Source organism: Kitasatospora xanthocidica, assembly GCF_014656195.1.
GTDB lineage: Bacteria > Actinomycetota > Actinomycetes > Streptomycetales > Streptomycetaceae > Kitasatospora > Kitasatospora xanthocidica.
In genome coordinates this window covers 160,282-181,539 of record NZ_BNBY01000006.1, presented here as the reverse complement: position 1 = coordinate 181,539, position 21,258 = coordinate 160,282, and the positions used below count along the sequence as shown (strand labels likewise).

Genomic DNA, 21,258 nt, shown 5'->3' with positions numbered 1-21,258 from the left:
CGTGACGGGCTGGTCGAGACTCCGGTACCTGGCCTGGCCGTGCTACGTGTCCGGCCTCCTCTGGTTCCTGCGCACCGAGGGCCTCCCCTCGGCCAACGACGTGCTGTTCCTCTGGCTGATCGGCGCGCTGCTCACCGCCGCCGTGCACAGCGGGCACGGCCCCCGCGGCTTCCTCCTGGTGCTGCGCGACTGGGTGCCGGTGATGGCCGTGGTGTGGTCGTACTCGCTGCTGCGCGGCTACGGCGCGCACACCCCGTGGGCCCCGCACTGGCTGCCGCAGCTGCGCTTCGACGAGGCGCTCGGCTTCGGCGAGACGTGGACCGTCCGGCTCCAGCACGCCCTCTACACCCCCGGCTCGCCGCACTGGTACGACTACACGGCGGTGGGGGTCTACCTGTCGCACTTCTTCGTGGTCTTCCTGCTGCTCGCCGTGCTCTGGCGGCGCGCGCACCACCGGTTCCGGCAGCTGCTCGCCTGCTACCTGACGCTCACCTTCGCGGGCTTCGCCACCTACCTGCTCTACCCGGCCGACCCGCCCTGGCTGGTCGCCCAGGAGGGCAACCTGCCGCACCTGTCCCGGGTGGTCTGGGAGGTGATCTCGGCGAGCGGACTGCCGCAGGCCGACTCGCTGCTGGAGAACGGCAGCCAGTTCGCCAACGACGTCGCCGCGATGCCCTCGCTGCACTCCGCCTACCCGGCGATGCTGCTGTTCTTCTTCTGGCCCACCGCCCGGCCCTGGCTGCGCGCGGTGCTGGTCGCCTATCCGCTCGCGATGACGTTCACCCTGGTCTACGGCGCGGAGCACTTCATCATCGACGTCTTCGTCGGCTGGGCGTACGCGGCCGTCGTGGTGTTCGGCCTGCGGTGGCTGCGCGGCCGCCGTACGGCGCCGGCGAGGGGCACGGCAGACTTGGCCCGGTGAAGTCGCCGACGCCTCTGAAGCCCACCGCCGAACAGCTGCTGGCCGCCAAGGACACCACCATCCCGGACGTCACCGGGCCCGGGCTGCGGGTGCTGTTCTGCGGCATCAACCCGGGCCTGTGGTCCGGCGCCACCGGGCACCACTTCGCCCGCCCCGGCAACCGCTTCTGGCCCGCGCTGCACCGCTCCGGCTTCACCGAGCGCCAGTACCGCCCGGACGAGCAGGACCTGCTGCCCGCGCTCGGTCTCGGCATCACCAACGTCGCCCCGCGCACCACCGCCAAGGCGGACGAGCTGACCGCCGAGGAGCTGCGCGAGGGCGGCGCCGCGCTCCGCGACCGGGTGCTGCGGCTGCGTCCGCGGGTCCTGGCCGTGCTCGGCATCGGCGCCTACCGGACGGCCTTCGGGCAGCGGCGGGCCGTGGTCGGGCGCCAGCCGGAGGGCATCGGCGACACCGAGGTGTGGGTGCTGCCCAACCCCAGCGGCCTCAACGCGCACTACACCCTGGACGCGCTCGCCGGGGAGTTCCGCACGCTCCGGGAAGCCGTGGCGGACGGCGAGGGCGCGGGCGCGGGCGACGGCGAGGACGCGGACGAGAGCTGACCCGCCACCGGCCGCGCCGCCGGCCGCGCGGCGGGTGCCAGCCCCGCCGGCAGCCGGACCTCGCGCAGCTCGCGGATCAGCGCCCGCACCGCGGCCGTCCCTGCCAGCTCGGGCGTGGTGACGTACCCGACGAGGCGGCTGGGCGGGCGCGGCCCGAGGTCGGTGACGGCGAGCCCGGTCGGGGCGCCGAGCAGGGCCGTCCGGGGCATGATCGCCATGCCGAGGCCCTGGGCGACCAGCGAGAGGGCCACCGTGTCGTCCTCCACGTCCACGGTCGCGGGCGGGATCCAGTCCTGCCGCTGCCACCAGTCCCGGGTGTACGAGCCGCAGTTCTCGTCCCAGTCGACCAGCGGGAGCTCGCGCGGCGCCGGGTGGCCCTGCGGGTGCGCGAGCGCGTACGACTCCTCGTACAGCCGCACCGCGACCAGGCCGGGGACGGGCGGCGGGCCGTCGGCGTCCAGGGTGGCCAGCCCGAGGTCGGCGCGGCCGTCGGCGACCTCCCCGGCGGTGCCGCGGCCGATCTCCCGGACGATCCGGACGCGGGTGGCGAGCCCGGGGTGGCGCTCGGCGAGCCCGGCCAGGACGGGCGGCAGCAGGTGGGCAGCGGCGCTGCGGAAGGCGGCGATCCGCAGGGTGCCGGTGAGCGGCCCGTTCGTCCCGGCGCCGCGCACCTCGGGGCCCATGGCGTCCAGCAGCCGTAGGATCCGGCGGGCGTACGCCACCGCGCGGGCGCCGGCCTCGGTGGGGCGTGCGCCGTGGCGCCCGCGGGCGAAGAGCACCGCTCCGAGCTTCCCCTCGCAGGCGCGCACGGCGTGCGAGACGGCGGACTGGCTGGTGCCCAGGCGCGTGGCGGCCGCCGTGAAGCTCTGCTCCTCGTCGACGGCGACCAGGATCCGCAGCTCGTGCGGGGCGAGATCGGTCATGCGCCGAATCTAGCCCCTGGCACGTCGATCCATCGATCCTGCTCATGGAAGCCGCCGTTCCATCGACCGCGGCCCCTGCCCGGACGCTCCCCCGCTTCCTACGGTGATCACGTCCCGCCCGTCCTCAACCGTCCGGAGCGCCCGATGTCCCGCCCCACCGCCCGCGCCGTCCACCTGGTCTCCCGCCCCGCCGGCGCGCCGACCGCCGAGAACTTCGCCTTCGTCGAGGAGTCCCTCCCGGCGCTCGCGGCGGGCGAGGTCCTGGTCGAGAACCTCTACCAGTCCGTCGACCCGTACATGCGCGAGGAGATGGACGAGGGCGGCTGGGAGCTGCACGCCCCGCTGGAGGGCCGCACCCTCGGCCGGGTGGTGGAGTCCCGGGCCGACGCCCTGCCGGTCGGAGCGGTCATCCTCCACCGCCAGGCCTGGCGCACCCACTCGGTGGTCACCGCCGAGGGCGCCTTCCTGCTGCCCGAGTTCGCCGGGGTCCCGCTCAGCGCCCACCTGTCGGTGCTCGGCGGCACCGGCCTGTCCGCCTGGGTCGGCCTGACCAGGATCGCCCGGCTCCAGCCCGGCGAGACGCTGTTCGTCTCGGCGGCCGCCGGCGGCGTCGGCACCGCCGCCGGACAGCTCGCCCGGCTGCTCGGCGCCGGACGGATCATCGGCAGCACCGGCACCGCCGCCAAGGCCGCCCGCCTGACCGAGCACCTCGGCTTCGACGCCGCCTTCGACTACCACGACGGCCCGATCGCGGACCGCCTGCGCGAGGCCGCCCCCGACGGGCTGCACGTCTACCTCGACAACGTCGGCGGTGACCACCTGGAGGCGGCCATCGACGTCCTGCGCGACCACGGCCGGATCGCCTGGTGCGGCGCCGTCGCCCAGTACAACCGCCCGCAGGACCCGCCGCCCGCGCCGCGCAACCTCTTCGACGTGGTCGGCAAGAGCGTGCGACTGGAGGGCTTCCTGGTCCGCAACCACATCGACGCCCGGCCCGAGTTGTACGACTTCCTCGTCCCGCATCTGCGCTCGGGCGCCGTCGTCCCGGACGAGACCGTCGTGGACGGCTTCGACCACGTGGTGGACGCGTTCCTGGGCATGCTGCGCGGCGCCAACACCGGCAAGATGCTGGTCAAGATCGCCGACTGAGCCGTCCGACGGCGGGACCTGGCCGTGCTGAAGGATCACCCCGGCAGCACGGCCAGGTCGAGGGCGGCGAGCCGGGCCGGGTCGGCGACCACCTCGTAGCCGGCCACCCGGCCGTCCGCGACCGCCACCCGCAGCACCAGCCGCAGCCGCCCGCCCGGGGCGATCAGGATGCCGGGCACCCCGTCCACCAGCGCCACCGCGCCGAACCGGGCCCGGCGGCCGAAGACCGTGGTCTCCCGGGCGACCGTCGCCGCGCCCCGGGCCACCGGGGAACGGCCGGGCGGCAGTGCGGCCGGGTCGGCCCGGCGCACCACGTCCGGGGCGAGGACCGCCAGCAGCCCGGCCAGGTCACCGTCCCGGGCGGCGGCCAGGAAGGCCTCCACCACCCGCCGGTGCCCGGTCAGCGGCTCCGGGGGCAGCGCGGCCGTGCCCCGCACCCGCCGCCGGGCGCGGCTGGCCAGCTTCTTGGCGGCCACCGGGGTCCGCCCGACGATCGGCGCGATCTGCTCGAAGGGCACCGCGAAGCCGTCGTGCAGCACGAAGGCGACCCGCTCGGCCGGGCCCAGCCGGTCCAGCACCACGAGCAGCGCCCGGCCCACCGACTCGACCAGCAGCGCCTCCCGCTCCGGGTCCGCACCGCCGCCCGCCGCGTCCGGGAGCGGCTCGTCGGTCGGCTCCTCCCGACGCGCGGCACGGGCCCGCAGCAGGTCCAGGCAGATCCGGGAGACCACCGTGGTCAGCCAGCCGGGCAGGTTGTCGATCTCCGCCGGGTCGGTCCGGACCAGCCGCAGCCAGGCCTCCTGCACCGCGTCCTCGGCCTCGCCCGTCGACCCGAGCATCCGCCGGGCGACGGCGCGCAGCCGCCCGCGCTCGGCCTCGAAGCGCACCGCCGACGCCTCCGCCGAACCCGGCCCGGACGCCGCTCGACCGAACGTCGCGCCACCGGTGATCGCATCACCAGTGGTCGTTCCCGAAATCCCGTCCCGGTCCATCGGTCACCTTTCCTCGGCCCGGCTCGTCACCGCTATGACGATCCGTCCTCCCCCGAGGTGACCAGGAGACCGAAATGACCTCAGCCACGCTGCTCCACCTGGACTCCAGCATCAGCCCGGCCGGCTCGGTCAGCCGCGCGCTGACCGGCCGCTTCGCCGCCGCCTGGCGCGCCCGGCACGGCGCCGCCGCCGAACACCGGTACCGCGACCTCGCCGCCGACCCGGTGCCCGCGATCCGCGCCGGCTACGACGCCCTCGGCCGGCGGAGCGAACGCAAGGGCCCGCTGCCGCCGGCAGACGTCGCCGCCCTGGCCGAGAACCCGGACGAGGCCCGCGAGTGGGCGCTCAGCCGCCCGCTGATCGAGGAGCTGCGGGCCGCCGACACCGTGCTGCTCGGCAGCCCGATGTACAACTTCACCGTCTCGACCGGCCTCAAGGCGTGGATCGACCGGGTCTCCTTCCCCGGCGCCTACCTCGACCCGGACACCGGCGACCGGCTGCTGCGCGACACCCGCGTCGTGGTCGTCGCCGTCCGCGGCGGCGGCTACGGGCCGGGCACCCCGCGCGAGCACTTCGACTTCCAACTTCCCTACCTGCGGGCGTACTTCGGCACCCTCGGGGTCACGGCGGAGCACCTGCACGTGGTCACCGCCGAGCTCACCCGGGCCGCGGACGTCCCGGCGCTGAACGGCCTGGAACCGCTCGCCGCCGAGTCCCTGGCGGCGGCCGAGGCCCGGTTGGACGCCTTGGCCGCGGCGGTGTGACACCCGACGGCGGAACGGACGACAGGCCGTGTGACACCCGACGGAGAGACCCTGCGGCCCTACAACGGGGTGACGGCCTTCAGCACCACCAGCAGCGCCACGGCGGCGTTGAGCGCGCACAGCGCCGACGCCGCCGTGCCGATCGCGGCGACCATCGCCGCCAGGCCCGCCGGTGTCGTGGCCGGCGGCCAGTTGCGGGAGGTCGGCACCGGCCCGAGCAGCGCGGCGACCCGGCGCGGCACCGGCCCGGCGGCGGCGGTCGGGGCGGCGAAGGCCGCGAAGCCCGGCGCCGGGGCGGCGTGCGAGACCAGGGCTGCCCGGGCCACCGCCCGCGCGGTGATCCGGCGGTCCCCGACGGCCTGCGCCGAGTCCTCGTCCGCCCACCGCTCCGCGCTGTAGGCCACCGCGTTCTGCAGCGGCCGCAGGAAGGGGTTGACGCAGGCGGCGAGCTGGGTGGTCAGCAGGTACCGGTGGTGGCGGTGGCGCAGGTGCGCCCGCTCGTGCGCGAGCAGCGCCTCCCGTTCGTCCGCCGCCAGGCCGTCCAGCATCCCGGTGGAGACCACCACCCGCCCGGGCGAGCCGGGCAGCGCGTAGGCGTACGGGCTGCTGTCCGGCAGCACCGCGAGGTCGCCGGCCGACCCCTGCCCCGCGGGCAGTCCGGACAGCGCCCGCCGGGCCCGGGCCCGCACCCGCAGGTGCCGGACGACGGTCCGGGCGCAGGCGGTGCCGACCAGGGCCAGCAGCCACATCGCGGCCGTGCCGACCGTCTCGTGGTACGGCAGCGCGGCCCGCACCTCCGGGTCGGACCAGCTGTCCGGCAGCGGGTTGCCGGGGATCTGCGCGGTGCCGACCACGCCGATCAGCCCGAGGCAGAGCACGCTGCAGACGGCCAGCACCGCGCTGATCACCGTCATCAGCCGGGCGGCGCCGCGCGGGTGCAGGTGCTGCTCGGTCAGGCGCGCGATCGGGACCGCGGTGAGCGGCAGGACGAGCGGGAGGAAGACGAAGAGGCCCACGGGTCAGCTCTCACGGTCGGTCGCTGCCGGATCGGCGGACGCGGCGTCGAGCAGTGTCCGCAGCAGTTCCTCGTCGTGCGGCAGCAGCGCGGTGACGAAGCTGGCCAGGACGGCGTCCCGGTCCGCCTCGCCGTCGAGCATCCGGCGCATCCGCAGCGCCGCCAGCCCGGCGGCGTCGGAGGAGGCCTGCCACAGGTAGGAGCGGCCTGAGCGGCTCCGGGAGACGGCGTTCTTGGCGTGCAGCCGGCTCAGGATGGTCATCACCGTGGTGTACGCCAGGTCGCCCTCCAGGCGTTCCTGGACCCACCCCGCGGTGGCCGGGCCGGGCGCCCGCTGGAGCACCGCCAGCACCTGCGCCTCCAGTTCGCCCTGGCCGCGTCGGCGGGCCGGCGCGTCCCCGGTCGTAGGGGCGTGCCCCTCGTCTGCCATGGCGGCCCACTCCCTCCGGATGCCGCGCCCGGACCGCCGGGCGCGCCTTCATCCTAACGAGCGGGGCTCCGCGCCGGACCCGCCCGGCGCAAGGGTTCGGGGCGCACCCGGAACCGCCGCCCGGCCGCCTCCGGCGGTGCCCGCGCCCGTCACCCGGACGGGCGCGGACCGGTTGCCCGGCCGCACCGCCCGACGGACGGTCGGAGACGTACGACCCGTTCGAGTGCGGCCGACCTCCGGAGGAGCCCATGAGCAGGCCTACCAGCCCCGCCAACTCCGGGTGGGTGACCGGCGGCGTGATGTTCGCCGGCGTGGTGATGATGCTCAACGGCGTCCTCGACGTCTTCCGGGGCATCATGGCCATCGCCAAGGACGACGTCTTCGTCAGCACCCCGCAGTACGTCTTCCGGTTCAGCCTGACCGGCTGGGGCTGGATCCACCTGATCATCGGTCTGCTGCTCGCCGTGACCGGCTGGTTCGTGGCCTCGGGCGCGGCCTGGGCCCGGGGCGTGGGCGTCGGCCTCGCCGTGCTGAGCGCGGTGGAGAGCTTCCTGGCGCTCCCGTACTACCCGCTGTGGGGCATCGTCGTGATCGCGCTGGACGTCTTCGTCATCTGGGCGCTCTGCGTCTACCGGCCCGAGCCGGCCTGACCCGGCCTGACCCGGCCTTACCCAGACCGCCCTGACCCGCCCCAGCGTTACCCGGCCCGCCCCGTCCTGACCCGCCCGCGCCGGGATTCAGGTCCGGGCCCGCTGGGTCACCGCGATGCAGACCAGCACCACCACCGCGGTGACCGGCGCGGCGGCCGGCAGCTCCTCACCGAGCAGCAGCACCGACCACACCAGCGTCAGCAGCGGCTGCCCGAGCTGCAGCTGACTCGCCCTCGGCACGCCGATCGCGGCCATCCCCCGGTACCAGAGCACGAAGCCGCCGAACTGCGAGACCGCCGCGATGTACGCCAGTCCGGCCAGCGCCTTCGGCCCGATCCGCACCGGCTCGGCCGCCAGCCCGCACCCGGCGGTCACCAGCATCACGGGCAGCGCGACCACCACCGCCCAGGCGATCACCTGGGCGCCCGGGAGGTCCCGGGAGAGCCGGCCGCCCTCCGCGTACCCGGCCGCGCAGACCACCACCCCGACGAACAGGAAGAGGTCGGCGGCGCTCGGCCGGCCGTGGCTCTGCAGCAGGGTGAAGGCGAGGACGGCCGCCGCCCCCGCCAGCGCCGCCGTCCAGAACGCCCGGGACGGCCGACGGCCCGTACGCACCGCCGAGAACACCGCGGTGGCCAGCGGCAGCACGCCGATCACCACCGCCGAGTGCGCGGTCGAGGAGGTCCGCAGGGCGAGCGTGGTCAGCAGCGGGAAGCCGAGCACGCAGCCGCCGGAGACCATCAGCAGGGCGGGCCAGTGCCGCCGCGTCGGCGGCGTGGCGCCGGAGGCCAGCAGGTAGAGCGCGGCCAGCACCCCGGCCAGGACACCGCGCAGCCCGGTCGAGGACCACGGGCCGAAGCCTTCCAGGGACCACGCGGTGGCCGGGAAGCTGAGCGAGAAGGACGCCACCCCGAGGGCCGCGAGGACGGTACCGGAGGCCGTACCGCGCCCGGAGGCCGTACCGCGCTGCGGTGCTATCGCCGAGGGGAGGGTAGCGCTATCTTGTGTCGTCATGAACGAGCGTAGCAGTGTGACCGAACTCGCCGATACCCTGCGGCGGGAGGTCGAGCGCTACCCCGAAGGACGAAAGCTGCCCGCCAGCCGGGTCCTGATGGAACGCCACCAGGTCAGCCCGGTCACGGTCTCCCGGGCCATCGCGGTGCTCGTCGCCGAAGGACTGGTGGTCTCCCGGCCCGGCGCCGGGGTCTTCCGGGCGGCCGCCTTCGCCGCGGCCCCGGCCGCCCCCGCCGCACCGTCCGGCCGCAGCGGCGACCTCTCCTGGCAGGAGGTCGCGCTCAGCGCCGACACCGGCCCCCGCGACCTGTTCGCCGCCCCGGTCCTCGCCACCCTCCGGGTGCCGCCGCCCGACGTCATCGACCTCAACAGCGGCTACCCGCACGCCTCACTGCTGCCCGAACGCCTGCTCGCCACCTCCCTCGCCCGGGCCGGCCGACGCCCCGGCGCCTGGGACCGCCCGCCCGTCGACGGCCTCACCGAACTGCGCGGCTGGTTCGCCCGCGACATCGGCGGCCACGGCGGGCCGATCGGGGTCGGGGACGTCCTGATCACCTCCGGCGGGCAGGGCGGTCTCACCGTCGCCATGCGCTCGCTGGCCTCCCCCGGCTCGCCGGTCCTGGTCGAGTCGCCGACGTACTCCGGCATCCTGGCCGTCGTCCGGGCCGCCGGGCTGCGGCCCGTCCCCGTCCCGGTCGACGCCGACGGCGTCCGCACCGACCTGCTCGCCGACGCCTTCGCGGCCACCCGGGCGCGGGTCTTCGTCTGCCAGCCGCTGTTCCAGAACCCCACCGGCGCGGTGCTCTCCCCCGCCCGGCGGGAGGAGGTCCTGCGGATCGCCCGCGCGGCCGGGGCCTTCGTGGTCGAGGACGACTTCGCCCGGCTGCTGCTCCACGCGGACGCCCCGGCGCTCCCCCGCCCGCTCGCCGCCGACGACCGGGACGGCGTCGTCGTGCACCTGCGCTCGCTCACCAAGGCCGCCTCCCCCAACCTGCGGGTCGGCGCCCTCACCGCCCGCGGCCCGGCCCTCGCCCGGCTGCGGTCCACCCAGGTGGTGGACAGCTTCTTCGTGCCCCGGCCGCTCCAGGAGGCGACGCTGGAACTGGTCTCCGACCCCGCCTGGGCCCGTCACCTGCGCACCCTCGGCGCCGAACTGCGCGACCGCCGCACCGCCGCCGTCGCCGCCCTCCACCGCGAACTGCCCGGCTTCCTCACCATCCACCGCCCCGGCGGCTACCACCTCTGGCTGCGCCTGCCCGACGGCACCGACGACGGCGCCGTCACCGCCGCCGCCCTGCGCAACGGCGTCCAGGTCACCCCCGGCCGCCCCTACCACGCCGCCGAACCCCCGGCCCCGCACCTCCGGCTCAGCTACGCCGCCGCCGAAAGCCCCGCCCAGGTGGTCGACGGCATCCACCGCCTCCGCCTGGCGTACGAGGAAGCCACCGCCTGAACAGCCCCACCCAGTGCCCGCGCCCAGCTCCCGTCCGACGACCTACCGCCCGTACCCCGCCATCCGCTCCAGGCGGGCGATCCGCTCCGCCATCGGCGGGTGGGTGGAGAACAGCCTGGCGCCGGCCTCGCCCGGGCGGAACGGGCTGGCGATCATCATGTGGCTGGCCGTCTGGAGCTGCGGCTCGGGCGGGAGGGGCAGCTGACGGGTGCCGGCGTCGAGCTTCCGGAGGGCGCCGGCGAGGGCGAGCGGGTCGCCGGTGATCCGGGCGCCGTCGGCGTCGGCCTGGTACTCGCGGGAGCGGCTGACCGCCATCTGGATCAGTCCGGCCGCCAGCGGCCCGAGGATCATGATGGCGAGCACCCCGAACAGCCCCGGGCCGTCGTCGTCGTCGGAGCGGCCGAAGGGGACCAGCCAGGCGAAGTTGACCAGGAACATCACCACCGAGGCGAGTGCCCCGGCGACCGAGGAGATCAGGATGTCCCGGTTGTAGACGTGGCTCAGCTCGTGTCCGAGCACGCCCCGCAGCTCGCGCTCGTCGAGGATCCGCAGGATGCCCTCCGTGCAGCAGACCGCCGCGTTGCGCGGGTTGCGGCCGGTGGCGAAGGCGTTCGGGGCCGGGGTCGGGGAGATGTAGAGGCGGGGCATCGGCTGGCGGGCGGCCGTGGAGAGCTCGCGGACGATCCGGTACAGCTGCGGCGCCTCGAACTCGCTGACGGGCCGGGCCCGCATGGCCCGCAGCGCGATCCTGTCGCTGTTCCAGTAGGCGTAGGCGTTGGTCCCGAGGGCGATCAGCAGGGCGATCACGAGCCCGCCGCGGCCGAAGAAGCTTCCGATGACCAGGATCAGCGCCGAGAGGCCGCCGAGCAGGACGGCGGTCCTCAGTCCGTTGTGCCGGCGGTGCACGTCAGGCCCTCCAATGGTGCGGTGGGGAAGCCCTTTCTGCCTCGTCCCTCTTGCCCGGTCAACGGGTGGGGCCGGGACCCTTGTTCCCTTGTGACCGACGCGACACCCCGGGGCGTGACGCCGCCGCACCGCCCCGCACCCGGGAAGGCCGCCCCGCCGGGCGGCCCCGGCTCAGAACAGGGAGCCGCCCGCGACCTGCAGGACCAGCTGCGGCGCCACCGAGAGGACCACCGCGACGCAGGCGGTGAGCCCGAGGGTCGCGGTCAGGCTGGCCGGCAGCCTGCGCTCGGCCCCGGCCCCGGTGCCCACCGGTTCCCCGGTCGCCGCCCCGTCGGCCGCCGGGGCGAACAGCCGCGCCGTCCAGAGCAGGTAGTAGTACAGGGCGACGACCACGTTGGCGGCCATCACGACGGCCAGCCAGCCCAGTCCGGCGTCGACGGCCGCGCGGAACACCACGACCTTGCCGAACAGGCCGATCACGCCCGGCGGCAGCCCGGCCAGGCAGAGCAGGAAGAAGGCCAGTGCCAGCGCCGTCCAGCGGCGGCGGGCGAACAGTCCGCGGAAGTCGTCCACGCTGGTTCCGGCGCGGCGGCCGACCGCCGCGACGACGCCGAAGGCGCCGAGGTTGACCACGCCGTAGATCAGCGCGTACGCGGCGGTGGCGCCGAGGGGGTCGGCCCCGGTGGGCGCGTAGCCGGCGGCGGCGAGCGGCACCAGCAGGTACCCGGCCTGGCCGACCGAGGACCAGGCGAGCAGCCGCACCGCGCTGTACCGGGTGTCGAAGCGCTGCCGCAGCGCGCCGACGTTGCCGACGGTCATGGTGACGGCGGCCAGTACCGCGAGCGCCAGGCCCCAGGTGTGCGCGTACGGGCGGAAGGCGATGGTGGTGGCGAGCGCGAGCCCGGAGAGGCCGGCCGCCTTTCCCACCACCGAGAGGTAGCCGGCCACCGGCAGCGGCGCGCCGGTGTAGGTGTCGGGCACCCAGAAGTGGAACGGGACGGCGGCGACCTTGAAGGCGAAGCCGACCAGGGTCAGCACCGCGCCGGCCTCGGCCAGCGGCTTGAGCTGTCCGGGGGCGTGCTCCAGGCCCTGGGCGACGGCGGCGAGGTGCAGGCTGCCGCTCGCGGCGTAGACGAAGCCGATGCCGAGCAGCATGACGGCGGTCGCGGTCACCGAGGAGACGAAGAACTTGAGCGCGGCCTCGGCGCCCCGGCCGTCCCGGCGCAGCGCGACGAGGGCGAAGGCCGGCAGCGAGGCGACCTCCAGGGCGATCACCAGGGTGGCGAGGTCGCGGGAGGCGGGCAGCAGGGCGGCGCCGGTGGCGCTGGAGAGCAGCAGGAACCAGTACTCGCCGCGGGGCAGCTTCTCGTCCTCGACCGTGTGGGCCGACAGCAGTGCCGCGATCAGCGCGCCGCCGAGGGCGAGCAGCTGGAACACCAGGGCGAAGTGGTCGGCGACGTAGGAGCAGCCGCCGTTGTCAGTGCCCCCTGCTACGTTCTGCACACAGAAGGTCGCTCGGGGTGAGCGTCCGGCGAGGGGGAGGAGTGCGATGAGGGCGAGGGCGAGTCCGGCCACGGTGAGGCGGCCGAGCCACTTCTTGTGCCGCTCGGGCAGGAACAGGTCCGTGATCAGCACGGCAAGGGCGGCCACGGCGGCGATCAGCGGCGGCGCGATCGCCACCCAGTCCACGGACTGGATCAGGCTGCCCGGGTTGGCTACGGCGAGGGAGGTCACAGTGTGCTGCCCCGTGGAGTGAGGTCCGAGTGCGGCGGTCTGGGCGGCGAGCACGGTCAGCCACCCCCGAGGAGGTGCTTGACGGCGGGGTTCGAGAGGGAGAGCAGCAGCGCGGGCCAGAGGCCGGCGAGCAGGGTGAGCGCGGCCAGTGGCGTCCAGCTGACCGCCTCGTAGCGGCGCAGGTCGGCCACCTCGGCCACCGGCGCGGGCTGCTCGGGGTCGCCCATGCAGACGCGCTTGACCACGATCAGCAGGTACGCGGCGGTGAGGAGGGTGCCGAGGCCGGCCAGGACCATGTAGGTGACGAAGGCGGGGCGTGACAGGCCCTGGGCGGGGTCGAACGCGCCGAACATGGCGAGCAGCTCGCCCCAGAAGCCGGCCAGACCGGGCAGGCCGAGGCTGGCGACGGCGGCGAAGGCGAGCAGTGCGCCGAGTCGTGGTGCCCGGCCGTACAGGGCGGCGCCGGTGGCGCCGGCGAGGGTGTCGAGGTCCGCCGTGCCGTAGCGGTCCTTGAGCGCGCCGACGACGAAGAACAGCAGACCGGTGATCAGACCGTGGGCGATGTTGGCGAACAGCGCGCCGTTGACGCCCACCGGGGTGAGGGAGGCGATGCCGAGCAGCACGAAGCCCATGTGGCCGACGGAGGAGTACGCGATCAGGCGCTTGAGGTCGCCCTTGGATCCGGGGCGGGCGAGCGCCAGGCAGGCCAGCGATCCGTAGACGATGCCGACGGCCGCGAAGGCGCCCAGGTAGGGGGCGAGCGTGGTGGTGCCGTCCGGCACGACCGGGAGGAGGACGCGGACCAGACCGTACGTGCCCATCTTCAGCAGCACGCCGGCGAGCAGCACCGAGCCCACCGTCGGGGCGGCGGTGTGGGCGTCGGGGAGCCAGCTGTGCAGCGGCCAGGCGGGGGCCTTGACCGCGAGCCCGACCAGGATCGCCAGCGCGGCGATCACCTGGGTGGTGTGGCTCAGGCCGCTGCCGTGCGCGGTGGCCAGGGCCTGCATGTCGAAGGTGCCGGCCTTGCTGCCGATCAGCAGGAAGCCGAGCAGCATCACGGCCGAGCCGAGCAGCGTGTAGAGGATGAACCGGTTGGCGGCCGGGACCTTGGCGCCGCTCCCCCAGCGGGCGATCAGGAAGTACATCGGAATCAGCACGATCTCGAAGGCCAGGAAGAAGAGCAGGAGGTCCAGCACAGCGAAGGTGGCGAGCATGCCGACTTCGAGGAGGAGGAACAGCCCGACGAAGGCCTGTGCGGACGGGACGGTGTCCCCGTTCGGCAGCCGCTTCTCCGAGTACAGCGCGCAGAGGAAGGTGAGCAGTGCGGTCAGCACGACCAGCGGCAGCGAGATGCCGTCCACGCCGAGGTGGAGGCGCACGTGCAGGGCCGGGATCCAGGACACGTCGGTGGTGGCCTGCATCCGGGCGGGTTCGTCGTGGTCGAAGCCGGCCGCGAGGGCGACGGCGAGCAGCAGCACCGCGCCGGTGACGACGGTGTTCAGCCGCAGCGCCCGCCGGTCGGCGGTGGCCCGGTCCGGCCCGAACACCGGCGCCAGGGTGAGCGCGGCGCCGAGCAGCGGCAGCACCAGGAGGGCGATGAGGACCGCGTTCATCGGGGGCTCCTTGGTGCGGTGGTCGAGGGGGCGGAGGTGGAGGACTGCACCGGCTACACCGCCACCAGGACGGCCAGCAGGACCACGGCGGCCAGCAGGGCGCTGAGGTAGGTCTGCGCGTTGCCGGTCTGCGCGAGCCGGACGGCCCGGCCGAGCAGGTCGGCGCCCGCGCCGCTGCCGCGCACGTAGGTCTCGACGACCTCGCGGTCGAGGAAGCGGACCAGCCGGGCGGCGGCCGCCACCGGGCGGACGAACAGCGCGTCGTAGAGCCGGTCGACGCCGAAGCCGTGCCGGGCCGGGCCGAACAGCGGGCCGAGCAGGGTGCGCCCGGGGTCGGCGACGACCACCTCGGCGGCCGGGGCCGGGCCGCCGGTGCCCAGTCGGGCGGTGGCCGAGCGCCAGGCGCCGTACGCGGCGAGCACGCCGACCAGGGCGAGCCCGGTGCCGGTGACGGCGGTGACCCCGGAGGGCCGCAGCGGGCCGCCGTCCAGCAGGGCGGGCAGCCAGTCCGAGCGCAGGCCGGCGATGCCGAAGCCCATGGTCGGGACGGCCAGCACCCAGAGCGGCCAGCGCATCGCGGGCGGCTCGGCGGTGGCCGGGTCGGCCTCGTCCGGCTCGGGCGAGTACGGCGCGCCCGCTTCGTGGTCGGCCGCGGCGGTGGCCGGGTCGGCGGCTGGCAGCACCCGCGGCGCGGCGGCGGCACCGGTCGGGCTGTGGAAGGCCACCAGGAAGAGCCGGGTCGCGTAGGCGCCGGTGAGCAGCGCGGTGAGCGCGGCGGAGATCAGCACGATCCACCCGGCGGCCTGCGGCACCGCCGAGGCGGGGCCGAGCCCGTTGGTGAGCGCCTCGCCGTTGGCGGCGTGCTCGGCGGCGGTCAGCACCGCCTCCTTGCTGAAGAAGCCGGAGAACGGCGGCAGCCCGGCGAGGGCGACCAGGGCGATGCCCATCGTCCAGTAGGCGTCCGGGACGCGCTTGCGCAGCCCGGGGATCCGGGACATCACGGAGATCGAGTTGGTGTGCGCGGCGTGGATGACCACGCCGGCGGCCAGGAACAGCAGCGCCTTGAACGCGCCGTGGCTGACCAGGTGGAAGACGGAGGCCTCGCGGTCGCCGCTGGCCAGGGCGCCGGCCATGTAGCCGAGCTGGCCGACGGTGGAGTAGGCGAGCACCCGCTTGAGGTCGTCCTGGGCGAGCGCGCACAGCGCCGAGCCGATCATCGTCACGGCGGCCATCACCGCGAGCACGACCAGTGCCGCGCCCGAGAGCAGGAACACCGGCAGCAGCCGGGCGACCAGGTAGATGCCGGCCGCGACCATGGTGGCGGCGTGGATCAGCGCGGAGACCGGCGTCGGGCCGGCCATCGCGTCCGGGAGCCAGGTGTGCAGCGGGAACTGCGCGCTCTTGCCGGCGACCCCGGCGAGCAGCAGCAGCGCGATCAGCGTCGGGTGGCCGAGCCGGCCCTCGCCCGCGGCGGCCAGCACGTCCGGGATCCGGAAGCTGCCGGCGTCCGCGGCCAGCAGGAAGATCCCGAACAGGAACGGCACGTCGCCGAGCTTGGTGACCAGGAAGGCCTTGAGCGAGGCCGAGCGGGCGTCGGCGGTCTCCCAGTGGTGGCCGATCAGGAAGTACGAACAGAGGCCCATGACCTCCCAGCCGACCAGCAGCACGATCAGGTCGCCCGAGTAGACCACCAGGAACATCGCCGCGGTGAACAGCGAGACCAGCGCCGCGTACGAGGGGTAGCGCGGGTCCTTCTTCAGGTACGCGGTCGAGTAGACCTGGACGCAGGTGGCGACCAGGCCGACCAGCACCGAGATCAGCGAGGCGAAGCCGTCCAGGTGGAGGGCGAGCGCGATGTCCGGGCCGCCGGTCGGGGTGAGCCGGGTGGCCGCGTCGAGGGTCCGGCCGGTGCCGAGCTGGAGGGCGACCACCAGGGCGAGCACGGCCGAGACGGCGACCGGGACGATCGCCAGCGGCCGGGCCAGCCCGGGCGCCTTCCTCCCGACGGCCAGGGTCGCGGCCGCGCCGAGCACGGGCAGCGCGGGGACGAGTACGGGCAGGGCGAGGTTCATGCGGTGGCCTGGCCCTTCAGCGCCTCGGCTCCGGCCGGCGCCTCCTCGGTGGCGAGCGCCTCGGCCGGGTCGCCGAGCGCGGTGGCCCGGTCGATGTCCGCGGTGCCCCGGGCCCGGAACAGCAGCAGGACGATGGCGAGTCCCAGCCCGATCTCGGCGGCGGCGACGGTGATGGTGAACAGGGTGAGCGCCTGCCCGGCGTGCAGCGAGTCGCGCAGCCAGACGTCGAAGGCGACCAGGTTGAGGTTGACGGCGTTGAGCATCAGCTCGACGGACATCAGGACCAGGACGGCGTTGCGCCGGGCGAGTACGCCGTACACGCCGACGCTGAACAGCAGCGCGGCGAGGACGGCCGGGTAGGCGAGGTGCATCAGCTCTCCTCCGACGCGGCGGGCGCGGACGGTGCGTCGGACGAACCGGCGGACGGGGCGTCGGACGAACCGGCGGCCGAACCGGCGGCCTCCGGGGCGGTGCGCGGCGCGGTCGCGGCGACGGTCCCGTTCGACCCGACCGGCCGCCCGGCGCGCAGCTTGCCCGCCCGGGGCGCCGGCACCCGGCGCTTGTCCCCGCGCGACAGCACGATCGCGCCGACCAGCGCCGCCAGCAGCAGGACGGACAGCGCCTCGAAGGGCAGCACCCAGTTCCGGAACAGGCTCGCCCCGGTGACGGCGGCGGAGCCACCGCCCGCGCCGAGGTCGATCCAGGAGGTCCGGAAGGCGTCGACGACCAGCGTGACCAGCGTCCCGGCCGAGGCCAGCGCCACGGCCAGGGCCACCCAGCGGTTCTTGGAGTCGGCGTCCGGCGAGCGGCCGATCGGCGCCTTGGTGAGCATCAGCCCGAACAGCACCAGGACGACGACCGAGCCGAGGTAGATCAGCACCTGCACCCAGGCGATGAACTCGGCCGTGAGCAGCAGGAACTCCACCGCCAGCCCGCCGAGCGCGACGATCAGCCAGAGCGCGGCGTGCACCAGCTGCTTGGTGGTGACGGCGACCACGGCCGAGCCGAGCACGGCGATGCCGACCAGCAGGAAGACGATCTCCTGGCCGGTCGGGGACAGGAACGAGCGGGCGGCCGGCTCCAGCGAGCCGGTCGCCGCGAGGAGCGTGGCGGCGGGACTCATGCGTCGTCACCCTTCTCCTCGAGTGCCGCGGCGGCGGCCGCGGCCAGCTTGTCCGCGGCCTTGCGCGCGGTGGCGATCTCCTTGGGCTCCTCGGCCGCCGGGTCCAGCGCCGGCGGCGCCGGGACGGTCCACATCCACTCGCGGAGCTTCTCCCGCTCGTGGGTCAGCTCAAGGATGTCGGTCTCCGCGTACTCGAACTCCGGCGACCAGAACAGCGCGTCGAAGGGGCAGACCTCGATGCAGATCCCGCAGTACATGCAGAGCGAGAAGTCGATGGCGAACCGGTCCAGCACGTTGCGGGTGCGGGCCCGGGCGTTCGGCTCGGCGGCCGGCAGCGTCTCCTTGTGGGAGTCGATGTAGATGCACCAGTCCGGGCACTCGCGTGCGCAGAGCATGCACACCGTGCAGTTCTCCTCCAGCAGCGCGATGACGCCGCGCGAACGCGGCGGCAGCACCGGCTGCACGTCGGGGTACTGCGCGGTGACGGTCTTCTTCGTCATCGTCCGCAGCGTCACGGCCAGGCCCTTGGCGAGCCCGGCACCGGGGAAACTCATGCGCCCGCCTCGCTTCGCTCAACAGGGGCATTCGCCCGTACGCACCTAACGATGATTCGCTCGCTTCGCTCGCTCATGAGATCGCCACCTTGATGATGCCGGTGAGGGCCAGCTGGACGAGGGCGAGCGGGATCAGCACCGCCCACGCGAAGCGCATCAGCTGGTCCTCGCGCAGCCGCGGGTAGGTGACCCGCAACCAGATGACCACGAAGGCCAGCGCGAAGGTCTTGAGGATCATCCAGAGCCAGCCGAGCTGGTCGGACATCGGCCCGTGCCAGCCGCCCAGGAAGAGCACCGCGGTCAGCGCGGACACCACGAGGATGCCCACGTACTCGGACAGCAGGAACAGCGCGAACCGCAGACCGGTGTACTCGGTGTACGCGCCGAAGATGATCTCCGAGTCGGCCACCGGCATGTCGAACGGCGGCCGCTGCAGCTCGGCCAGGCCCGCCGTGAAGAACACGAACGCGCCGATGATCTGCCAGGGCAGCCAGTACCACTGCCAGGAGTCCACGATCCCGGGCAGCGAGAGCGTGCCGGCGGCCATCGCCACCGAGGCCGCCGCCAGCACCATCGGCAGCTCGTACGACATCAGCTGCGCGGCCGTCCGCAGACCGCCGAGCAGCGAGAACTTGTTCGCCGAGGCCCAGCCGGCCATCAGCTTGCCGATCACGCCGACGCCCATCACGGCCAGCACGAAGAACAGCCCGGCGTCGACCGCCTGGCCGACGAAGCCGTTCGGGCCGACCGGGATCGCCAGCAGTACGAAGAGGTACGGCAGCAGCGAGACGGCGGGCGCCAGCTGGAAGATCCGGCGGTCCGCCCCGGCCGGGACGATGTCCTCCTTCTGCGCGAACTTCACGCCGTCCGCGACGAGCTGCGCCCAGCCGTGGAAGCCGCCCGCGTACATCGGGCCGAGCCGGCCCTGCATGTGCGCCATGACCTTGTGCTCGGTCTGGCCGATGACCAGCGGGAAGGTGAGGAAGACGACGAGGGTGGCGAGGCAGCGCAGCACCGTGTCGAGCAGGTTCACGTGCCGTCTCCGTCCCGGTCGGCCGGATCGGCCGCCGTCTCGTCCTTCTGCTCCGGCCCGCCCGGCCCCGCCGCGGGCTCGTCGCCCTTGGGCGCCGCGGGCGCGCGGCCCGACGGCTCCTCGTCGTGGGCCGGCACCGGGTTGTGCCAGGGCGCGTCGGCGGACGAGGGCCGCGCGGGAGCCGGACGCACCGGCGCCGGCTCGTCGCCGGTCTGGCTGACCGAGCCGGCGGAGACCGACCGGGTCCGCCGAGGCCGGTCCGCCCGCACCGCGGGCGTCTCCTCGGCGGGGGCGGCGGCAGCAGCGTCCCCAGCAGCGGAAGCCGGCGCAGCAGCGGTATCAGGAGCAGCCTGGCTGGCCGACCCCTCCGCCACCGTGCGGGTCCGCCGCGGCCGGTCCGCCCGCACCGGCGCGCCCTCGGCGGCACCGGCACCAGCAGCGCCGGCACCAGCGGCACCAGCAGCCGCACCGGCGGCAGCCGCCGCCCGGGGCGTGCGCGCCGCCGCGCCCGCCGCCCGCGCACCGCGCGCGGGCCGCTCGGCGACCGGCGGCAGGGTGCCCTTGAGCGGCCCCCACTCGTTCGGGTCCGGCACGCCGGCCGGCTGCATCTTGCGCCGGGCCGGCCCGCCACCGTGGTCCGACTCGCCCGGCTCCTTGGCGCCCGGCCAGTCCTTGGCGACCCGGGCCGCGAGCACGAACTCCTTGCGCAGCGGGTACCCCTCGAAGCCGTCCGGCAGCAGCAGGGTGACCAGGTGGGGGTGCCCGGGGAAGTCGATGCCGAACATCTCGTGGGTCTCGCGCTCGTGCCAGCCGGCACCGGCGTAGACGGCGACGGCGGTCGGCAGTGCCGCCCCGTCGCGCGGCACCCGGGTGCGCAGCGCGAGGTGCCGCACGCCCGGCGCCTCGACGGCGGCCAGGTGCGCGACCACGGAGAAGCCGTCGGCGAGCTCGTCGACGGCGCTCAGCCAGTCGAAGAAGCCCAGGCCCAGGACGTCCCGGGCGTTGGTGAGCGCCTCGGTCCAGTTCTCGGCCGGGACGTCGACGGTGATCAGCCCGTACGCCTCGGCGCCGGTCGCCCACTCCCCGACCGACGCCGCGCACTGCTCGGCCGTGAGCCTCTCGGCAGTTCGCTCGCTGCGCTCGCTCATGAGACCCCTCCCTCGTGCGAAGAACCGGCCGCGGGTCCCCCCTGGGGCCCCGCCACCAGCGGACGGCGCAGCGCCGCCGCGGGCGCGGCGTAGCGCGCGGGCAGGGACTCCTCGGCGATCTTCTCCTGCAGCTTGAGGATGCCCTGGAGCAGTGCCTCGGGCCGGGGCGGGCAGCCGGGCACGTAGACGTCGACCGGGATGATCTGGTCCACGCCCTTGGTGACCGAGTACGAGTCCCAGTAGGGGCCGCCGGAGTTGGAGCAGGCGCCGAAGGAGATGACGTACTTCGGCTCGGGCATCTGCTCGTAGAGGCGCTTGACGGCGGGCGCCATCTTGTCGGTGACGGTCCCCGAAACGATCATCAGGTCCGCCTGACGGGGGCCGGGCGCGAACGGGATGACGCCCATCCGGATGAAGTCGTGCTTGGCCATGGACGCGGCGATGAACTCGATCGCGCAGCAGGCCAGGCCGAAGTTGAAGCACCAGAGGCTGTAGCGACGCCCCCAGTTGAGCACCACCTTGACCGGGTCCGGCGCGAGCCGGGCCAGCGGGCCGAGGCCGCGGCGCTCGACGGCGCCGGGGCGCGCGGGGTCCGGCAGGCCGAGCGGGACCGGGCCGCCCTGCGCGCCGTGCGAGTGGGAGTGCGTCACGTCCATTCCAGAACGCCCTTCTTCCAGGCGTAGAGCAGCCCGACCGCGAGGAAGCCGATGAAGAGGAACATCTCGATCAGCGTTCCGGCGCCGTACCCGGCGGTGGCGAAGACGGTCGCCCACGGGAACAGGTAGATCGCGTCGACCGCGAAGATCACGTACAGGAACGCGTACACGTAGTAGCGGATCTGGGTGTGCGCCCAGTCCTCGCCCACCGGGTCCACGCCGCACTCGTAGGCGAGGAGCTTCTCGGGCGAGTGGACCACCGGCCGCAGCAGCCGGTTGGCGGTGAACGCCACGGTCACGAAGAGCACCCCGACGACGGCCAGCAGGCCCATCGCGGCGTACGCGTCGAAGTAGCCGCCGCCGGCCGCCGGGTCGGCCGCGACGGCAGCCGTGTGCTGCCCCTCCATGCCTTCCGCCTCCACCTCGGCCGTGGATCCGCCCCTCAAGGCAGTTCTACGACGTTTCCTCGCACGGTCACAACCACGGTCACAATCGCGATCACGAT

The 21,258-nt window shown here is 74.7% G+C and carries 22 protein-coding genes; 6 read left to right on the top strand and 16 right to left on the bottom strand.

Annotated features, from left to right (window positions below):
* The first annotated feature begins 46 nt into the window (after nucleotides 1-46).
* Nucleotides 47-922 (top strand): phosphatase PAP2 family protein, encoded by an 876-nt coding sequence (locus IE332_RS13195; protein WP_189916012.1) that lies wholly within the window; start codon nucleotides 47-49, stop codon nucleotides 920-922.
* Nucleotides 919-1,524 (top strand): G/U mismatch-specific DNA glycosylase, encoded by a 606-nt coding sequence (gene mug / locus IE332_RS13190; protein WP_189916011.1) that lies wholly within the window; start codon nucleotides 919-921, stop codon nucleotides 1,522-1,524. The genes IE332_RS13195 and mug overlap by 4 nt, the downstream gene beginning before the upstream one ends.
* Here mug and IE332_RS13185 read toward each other — a convergent pair.
* Nucleotides 1,419-2,447: a LysR family transcriptional regulator gene (locus IE332_RS13185; RefSeq protein ID WP_189916010.1), complete on the bottom strand. Its 1,029-nt coding sequence runs from the start codon at nucleotides 2,445-2,447 to the stop codon at nucleotides 1,419-1,421. The two genes, mug and IE332_RS13185, sit on opposite strands and share 106 nt — an antisense overlap.
* A gap of 144 nt (nucleotides 2,448-2,591) precedes the next feature.
* Between IE332_RS13185 and IE332_RS13180 the strand changes: the two genes are divergently transcribed.
* The gene (locus IE332_RS13180; RefSeq protein ID WP_189916009.1) at nucleotides 2,592-3,596 is read left to right on the top strand and encodes an NADP-dependent oxidoreductase; all 1,005 of its coding nucleotides are present in this window, start codon (nucleotides 2,592-2,594) and stop codon (nucleotides 3,594-3,596) included.
* A 35-nt stretch (nucleotides 3,597-3,631) separates the two neighbouring features.
* On the opposite strand, the gene IE332_RS13175 is transcribed toward IE332_RS13180, so the two are convergent.
* Nucleotides 3,632-4,483, bottom strand: a complete 852-nt coding sequence (locus tag IE332_RS13175) for a sigma-70 family RNA polymerase sigma factor (protein ID WP_268256561.1) — start codon at nucleotides 4,481-4,483, stop codon at nucleotides 3,632-3,634.
* Nucleotides 4,484-4,662: 179 nt separating this feature from the next.
* On the opposite strand from IE332_RS13175, the gene IE332_RS13170 reads away from it, so the two are divergent.
* A complete protein-coding gene (locus IE332_RS13170; RefSeq protein WP_189916007.1) occupies nucleotides 4,663-5,352 on the top strand; it encodes an FMN-dependent NADH-azoreductase in 690 nt (229 codons plus the stop codon).
* 59 nt (nucleotides 5,353-5,411) lie between these two features.
* Here IE332_RS13170 and IE332_RS13165 read toward each other — a convergent pair whose 3' ends face one another.
* Both IE332_RS13165 and IE332_RS13160 read right to left on the bottom strand, forming a co-directional pair.
* Complete coding sequence (locus IE332_RS13165; protein WP_189916006.1) at nucleotides 5,412-6,368, bottom strand: M48 family metalloprotease; 957 nt, start codon at nucleotides 6,366-6,368, stop codon at nucleotides 5,412-5,414.
* 3 nt (nucleotides 6,369-6,371) lie between these two features.
* Nucleotides 6,372-6,797, bottom strand: coding sequence for a BlaI/MecI/CopY family transcriptional regulator (locus tag IE332_RS13160; protein ID WP_189916005.1), 426 nt, complete (start codon nucleotides 6,795-6,797; stop codon nucleotides 6,372-6,374).
* 248 nt (nucleotides 6,798-7,045) lie between these two features.
* Here IE332_RS13160 and IE332_RS13155 point away from each other — a divergent pair, with 248 nt between their 5' ends.
* Entirely contained in the window at nucleotides 7,046-7,447 is a 402-nt protein-coding gene (locus tag IE332_RS13155; RefSeq protein ID WP_189916004.1) for a DUF7144 family membrane protein, read from the top strand.
* A gap of 87 nt (nucleotides 7,448-7,534) precedes the next feature.
* On the opposite strand, the gene IE332_RS13150 is transcribed toward IE332_RS13155, so the two are convergent.
* Nucleotides 7,535-8,461: a DMT family transporter gene (locus IE332_RS13150; protein WP_189916003.1), complete on the bottom strand. Its 927-nt coding sequence runs from the start codon at nucleotides 8,459-8,461 to the stop codon at nucleotides 7,535-7,537.
* Here IE332_RS13150 and IE332_RS13145 point away from each other — a divergent pair.
* The gene (locus IE332_RS13145; RefSeq protein WP_189916002.1) at nucleotides 8,460-9,914 is read left to right on the top strand and encodes an aminotransferase-like domain-containing protein; all 1,455 of its coding nucleotides are present in this window, start codon (nucleotides 8,460-8,462) and stop codon (nucleotides 9,912-9,914) included. The two genes, IE332_RS13150 and IE332_RS13145, sit on opposite strands and share 2 nt — an antisense overlap.
* 42 nt (nucleotides 9,915-9,956) lie before the next feature.
* On the opposite strand, the gene htpX is transcribed toward IE332_RS13145, so the two are convergent.
* From htpX to IE332_RS13090, 11 genes are all read right to left on the bottom strand, one after another.
* A complete protein-coding gene (gene htpX, locus IE332_RS13140) occupies nucleotides 9,957-10,820 on the bottom strand; it encodes a zinc metalloprotease HtpX (RefSeq protein ID WP_189916001.1) in 864 nt (287 codons plus the stop codon).
* 171 nt (nucleotides 10,821-10,991) lie between these two features.
* On the bottom strand, nucleotides 10,992-12,554 hold the full coding sequence (locus tag IE332_RS13135; RefSeq protein WP_189916000.1) for an NADH-quinone oxidoreductase subunit N: 1,563 nt from the start codon (nucleotides 12,552-12,554) through the stop codon (nucleotides 10,992-10,994).
* A gap of 56 nt (nucleotides 12,555-12,610) precedes the next feature.
* Nucleotides 12,611-14,167 carry a complex I subunit 4 family protein gene (locus IE332_RS13130; protein ID WP_189915999.1) on the bottom strand — a complete coding sequence of 519 codons (1,557 nt, stop codon included), beginning with the start codon at nucleotides 14,165-14,167 and terminating at the stop codon, nucleotides 12,611-12,613.
* A gap of 53 nt (nucleotides 14,168-14,220) precedes the next feature.
* The gene (locus tag IE332_RS13125) at nucleotides 14,221-16,239 is read right to left on the bottom strand and encodes an NADH-quinone oxidoreductase subunit 5 family protein (protein WP_189915998.1); all 2,019 of its coding nucleotides are present in this window, start codon (nucleotides 16,237-16,239) and stop codon (nucleotides 14,221-14,223) included.
* On the bottom strand, nucleotides 16,236-16,610 hold the full coding sequence (nuoK, locus tag IE332_RS42355) for an NADH-quinone oxidoreductase subunit NuoK (RefSeq protein ID WP_189915997.1): 375 nt from the start codon (nucleotides 16,608-16,610) through the stop codon (nucleotides 16,236-16,238). The genes IE332_RS13125 and nuoK overlap by 4 nt, the downstream gene beginning before the upstream one ends.
* The gene (locus tag IE332_RS13115; protein ID WP_189915996.1) at nucleotides 16,610-17,362 is read right to left on the bottom strand and encodes an NADH-quinone oxidoreductase subunit J family protein; all 753 of its coding nucleotides are present in this window, start codon (nucleotides 17,360-17,362) and stop codon (nucleotides 16,610-16,612) included. The genes nuoK and IE332_RS13115 overlap by 1 nt, the downstream gene beginning before the upstream one ends.
* The gene (locus tag IE332_RS13110) at nucleotides 17,359-17,916 is read right to left on the bottom strand and encodes a NuoI/complex I 23 kDa subunit family protein (RefSeq protein WP_189915995.1); all 558 of its coding nucleotides are present in this window, start codon (nucleotides 17,914-17,916) and stop codon (nucleotides 17,359-17,361) included. Before IE332_RS13110 ends, IE332_RS13115 begins: the two co-directional genes overlap by 4 nt.
* A 73-nt stretch (nucleotides 17,917-17,989) precedes the next feature.
* Nucleotides 17,990-18,949, bottom strand: coding sequence for an NADH-quinone oxidoreductase subunit NuoH (gene nuoH / locus IE332_RS13105; protein ID WP_373313718.1), 960 nt, complete (start codon nucleotides 18,947-18,949; stop codon nucleotides 17,990-17,992).
* Nucleotides 18,946-20,097, bottom strand: coding sequence for an NADH-quinone oxidoreductase subunit C (locus IE332_RS13100; RefSeq protein WP_189915994.1), 1,152 nt, complete (start codon nucleotides 20,095-20,097; stop codon nucleotides 18,946-18,948). Before IE332_RS13100 ends, nuoH begins: the two co-directional genes overlap by 4 nt.
* Entirely contained in the window at nucleotides 20,094-20,753 is a 660-nt protein-coding gene (locus IE332_RS13095) for an NADH-quinone oxidoreductase subunit B (protein WP_229928566.1), read from the bottom strand. Before IE332_RS13095 ends, IE332_RS13100 begins: the two co-directional genes overlap by 4 nt.
* Nucleotides 20,744-21,160, bottom strand: a complete 417-nt coding sequence (locus tag IE332_RS13090) for an NADH-quinone oxidoreductase subunit A (RefSeq protein ID WP_229928565.1) — start codon at nucleotides 21,158-21,160, stop codon at nucleotides 20,744-20,746. Before IE332_RS13090 ends, IE332_RS13095 begins: the two co-directional genes overlap by 10 nt.
* Between the last annotated feature and the right edge of the window lie 98 nt (nucleotides 21,161-21,258).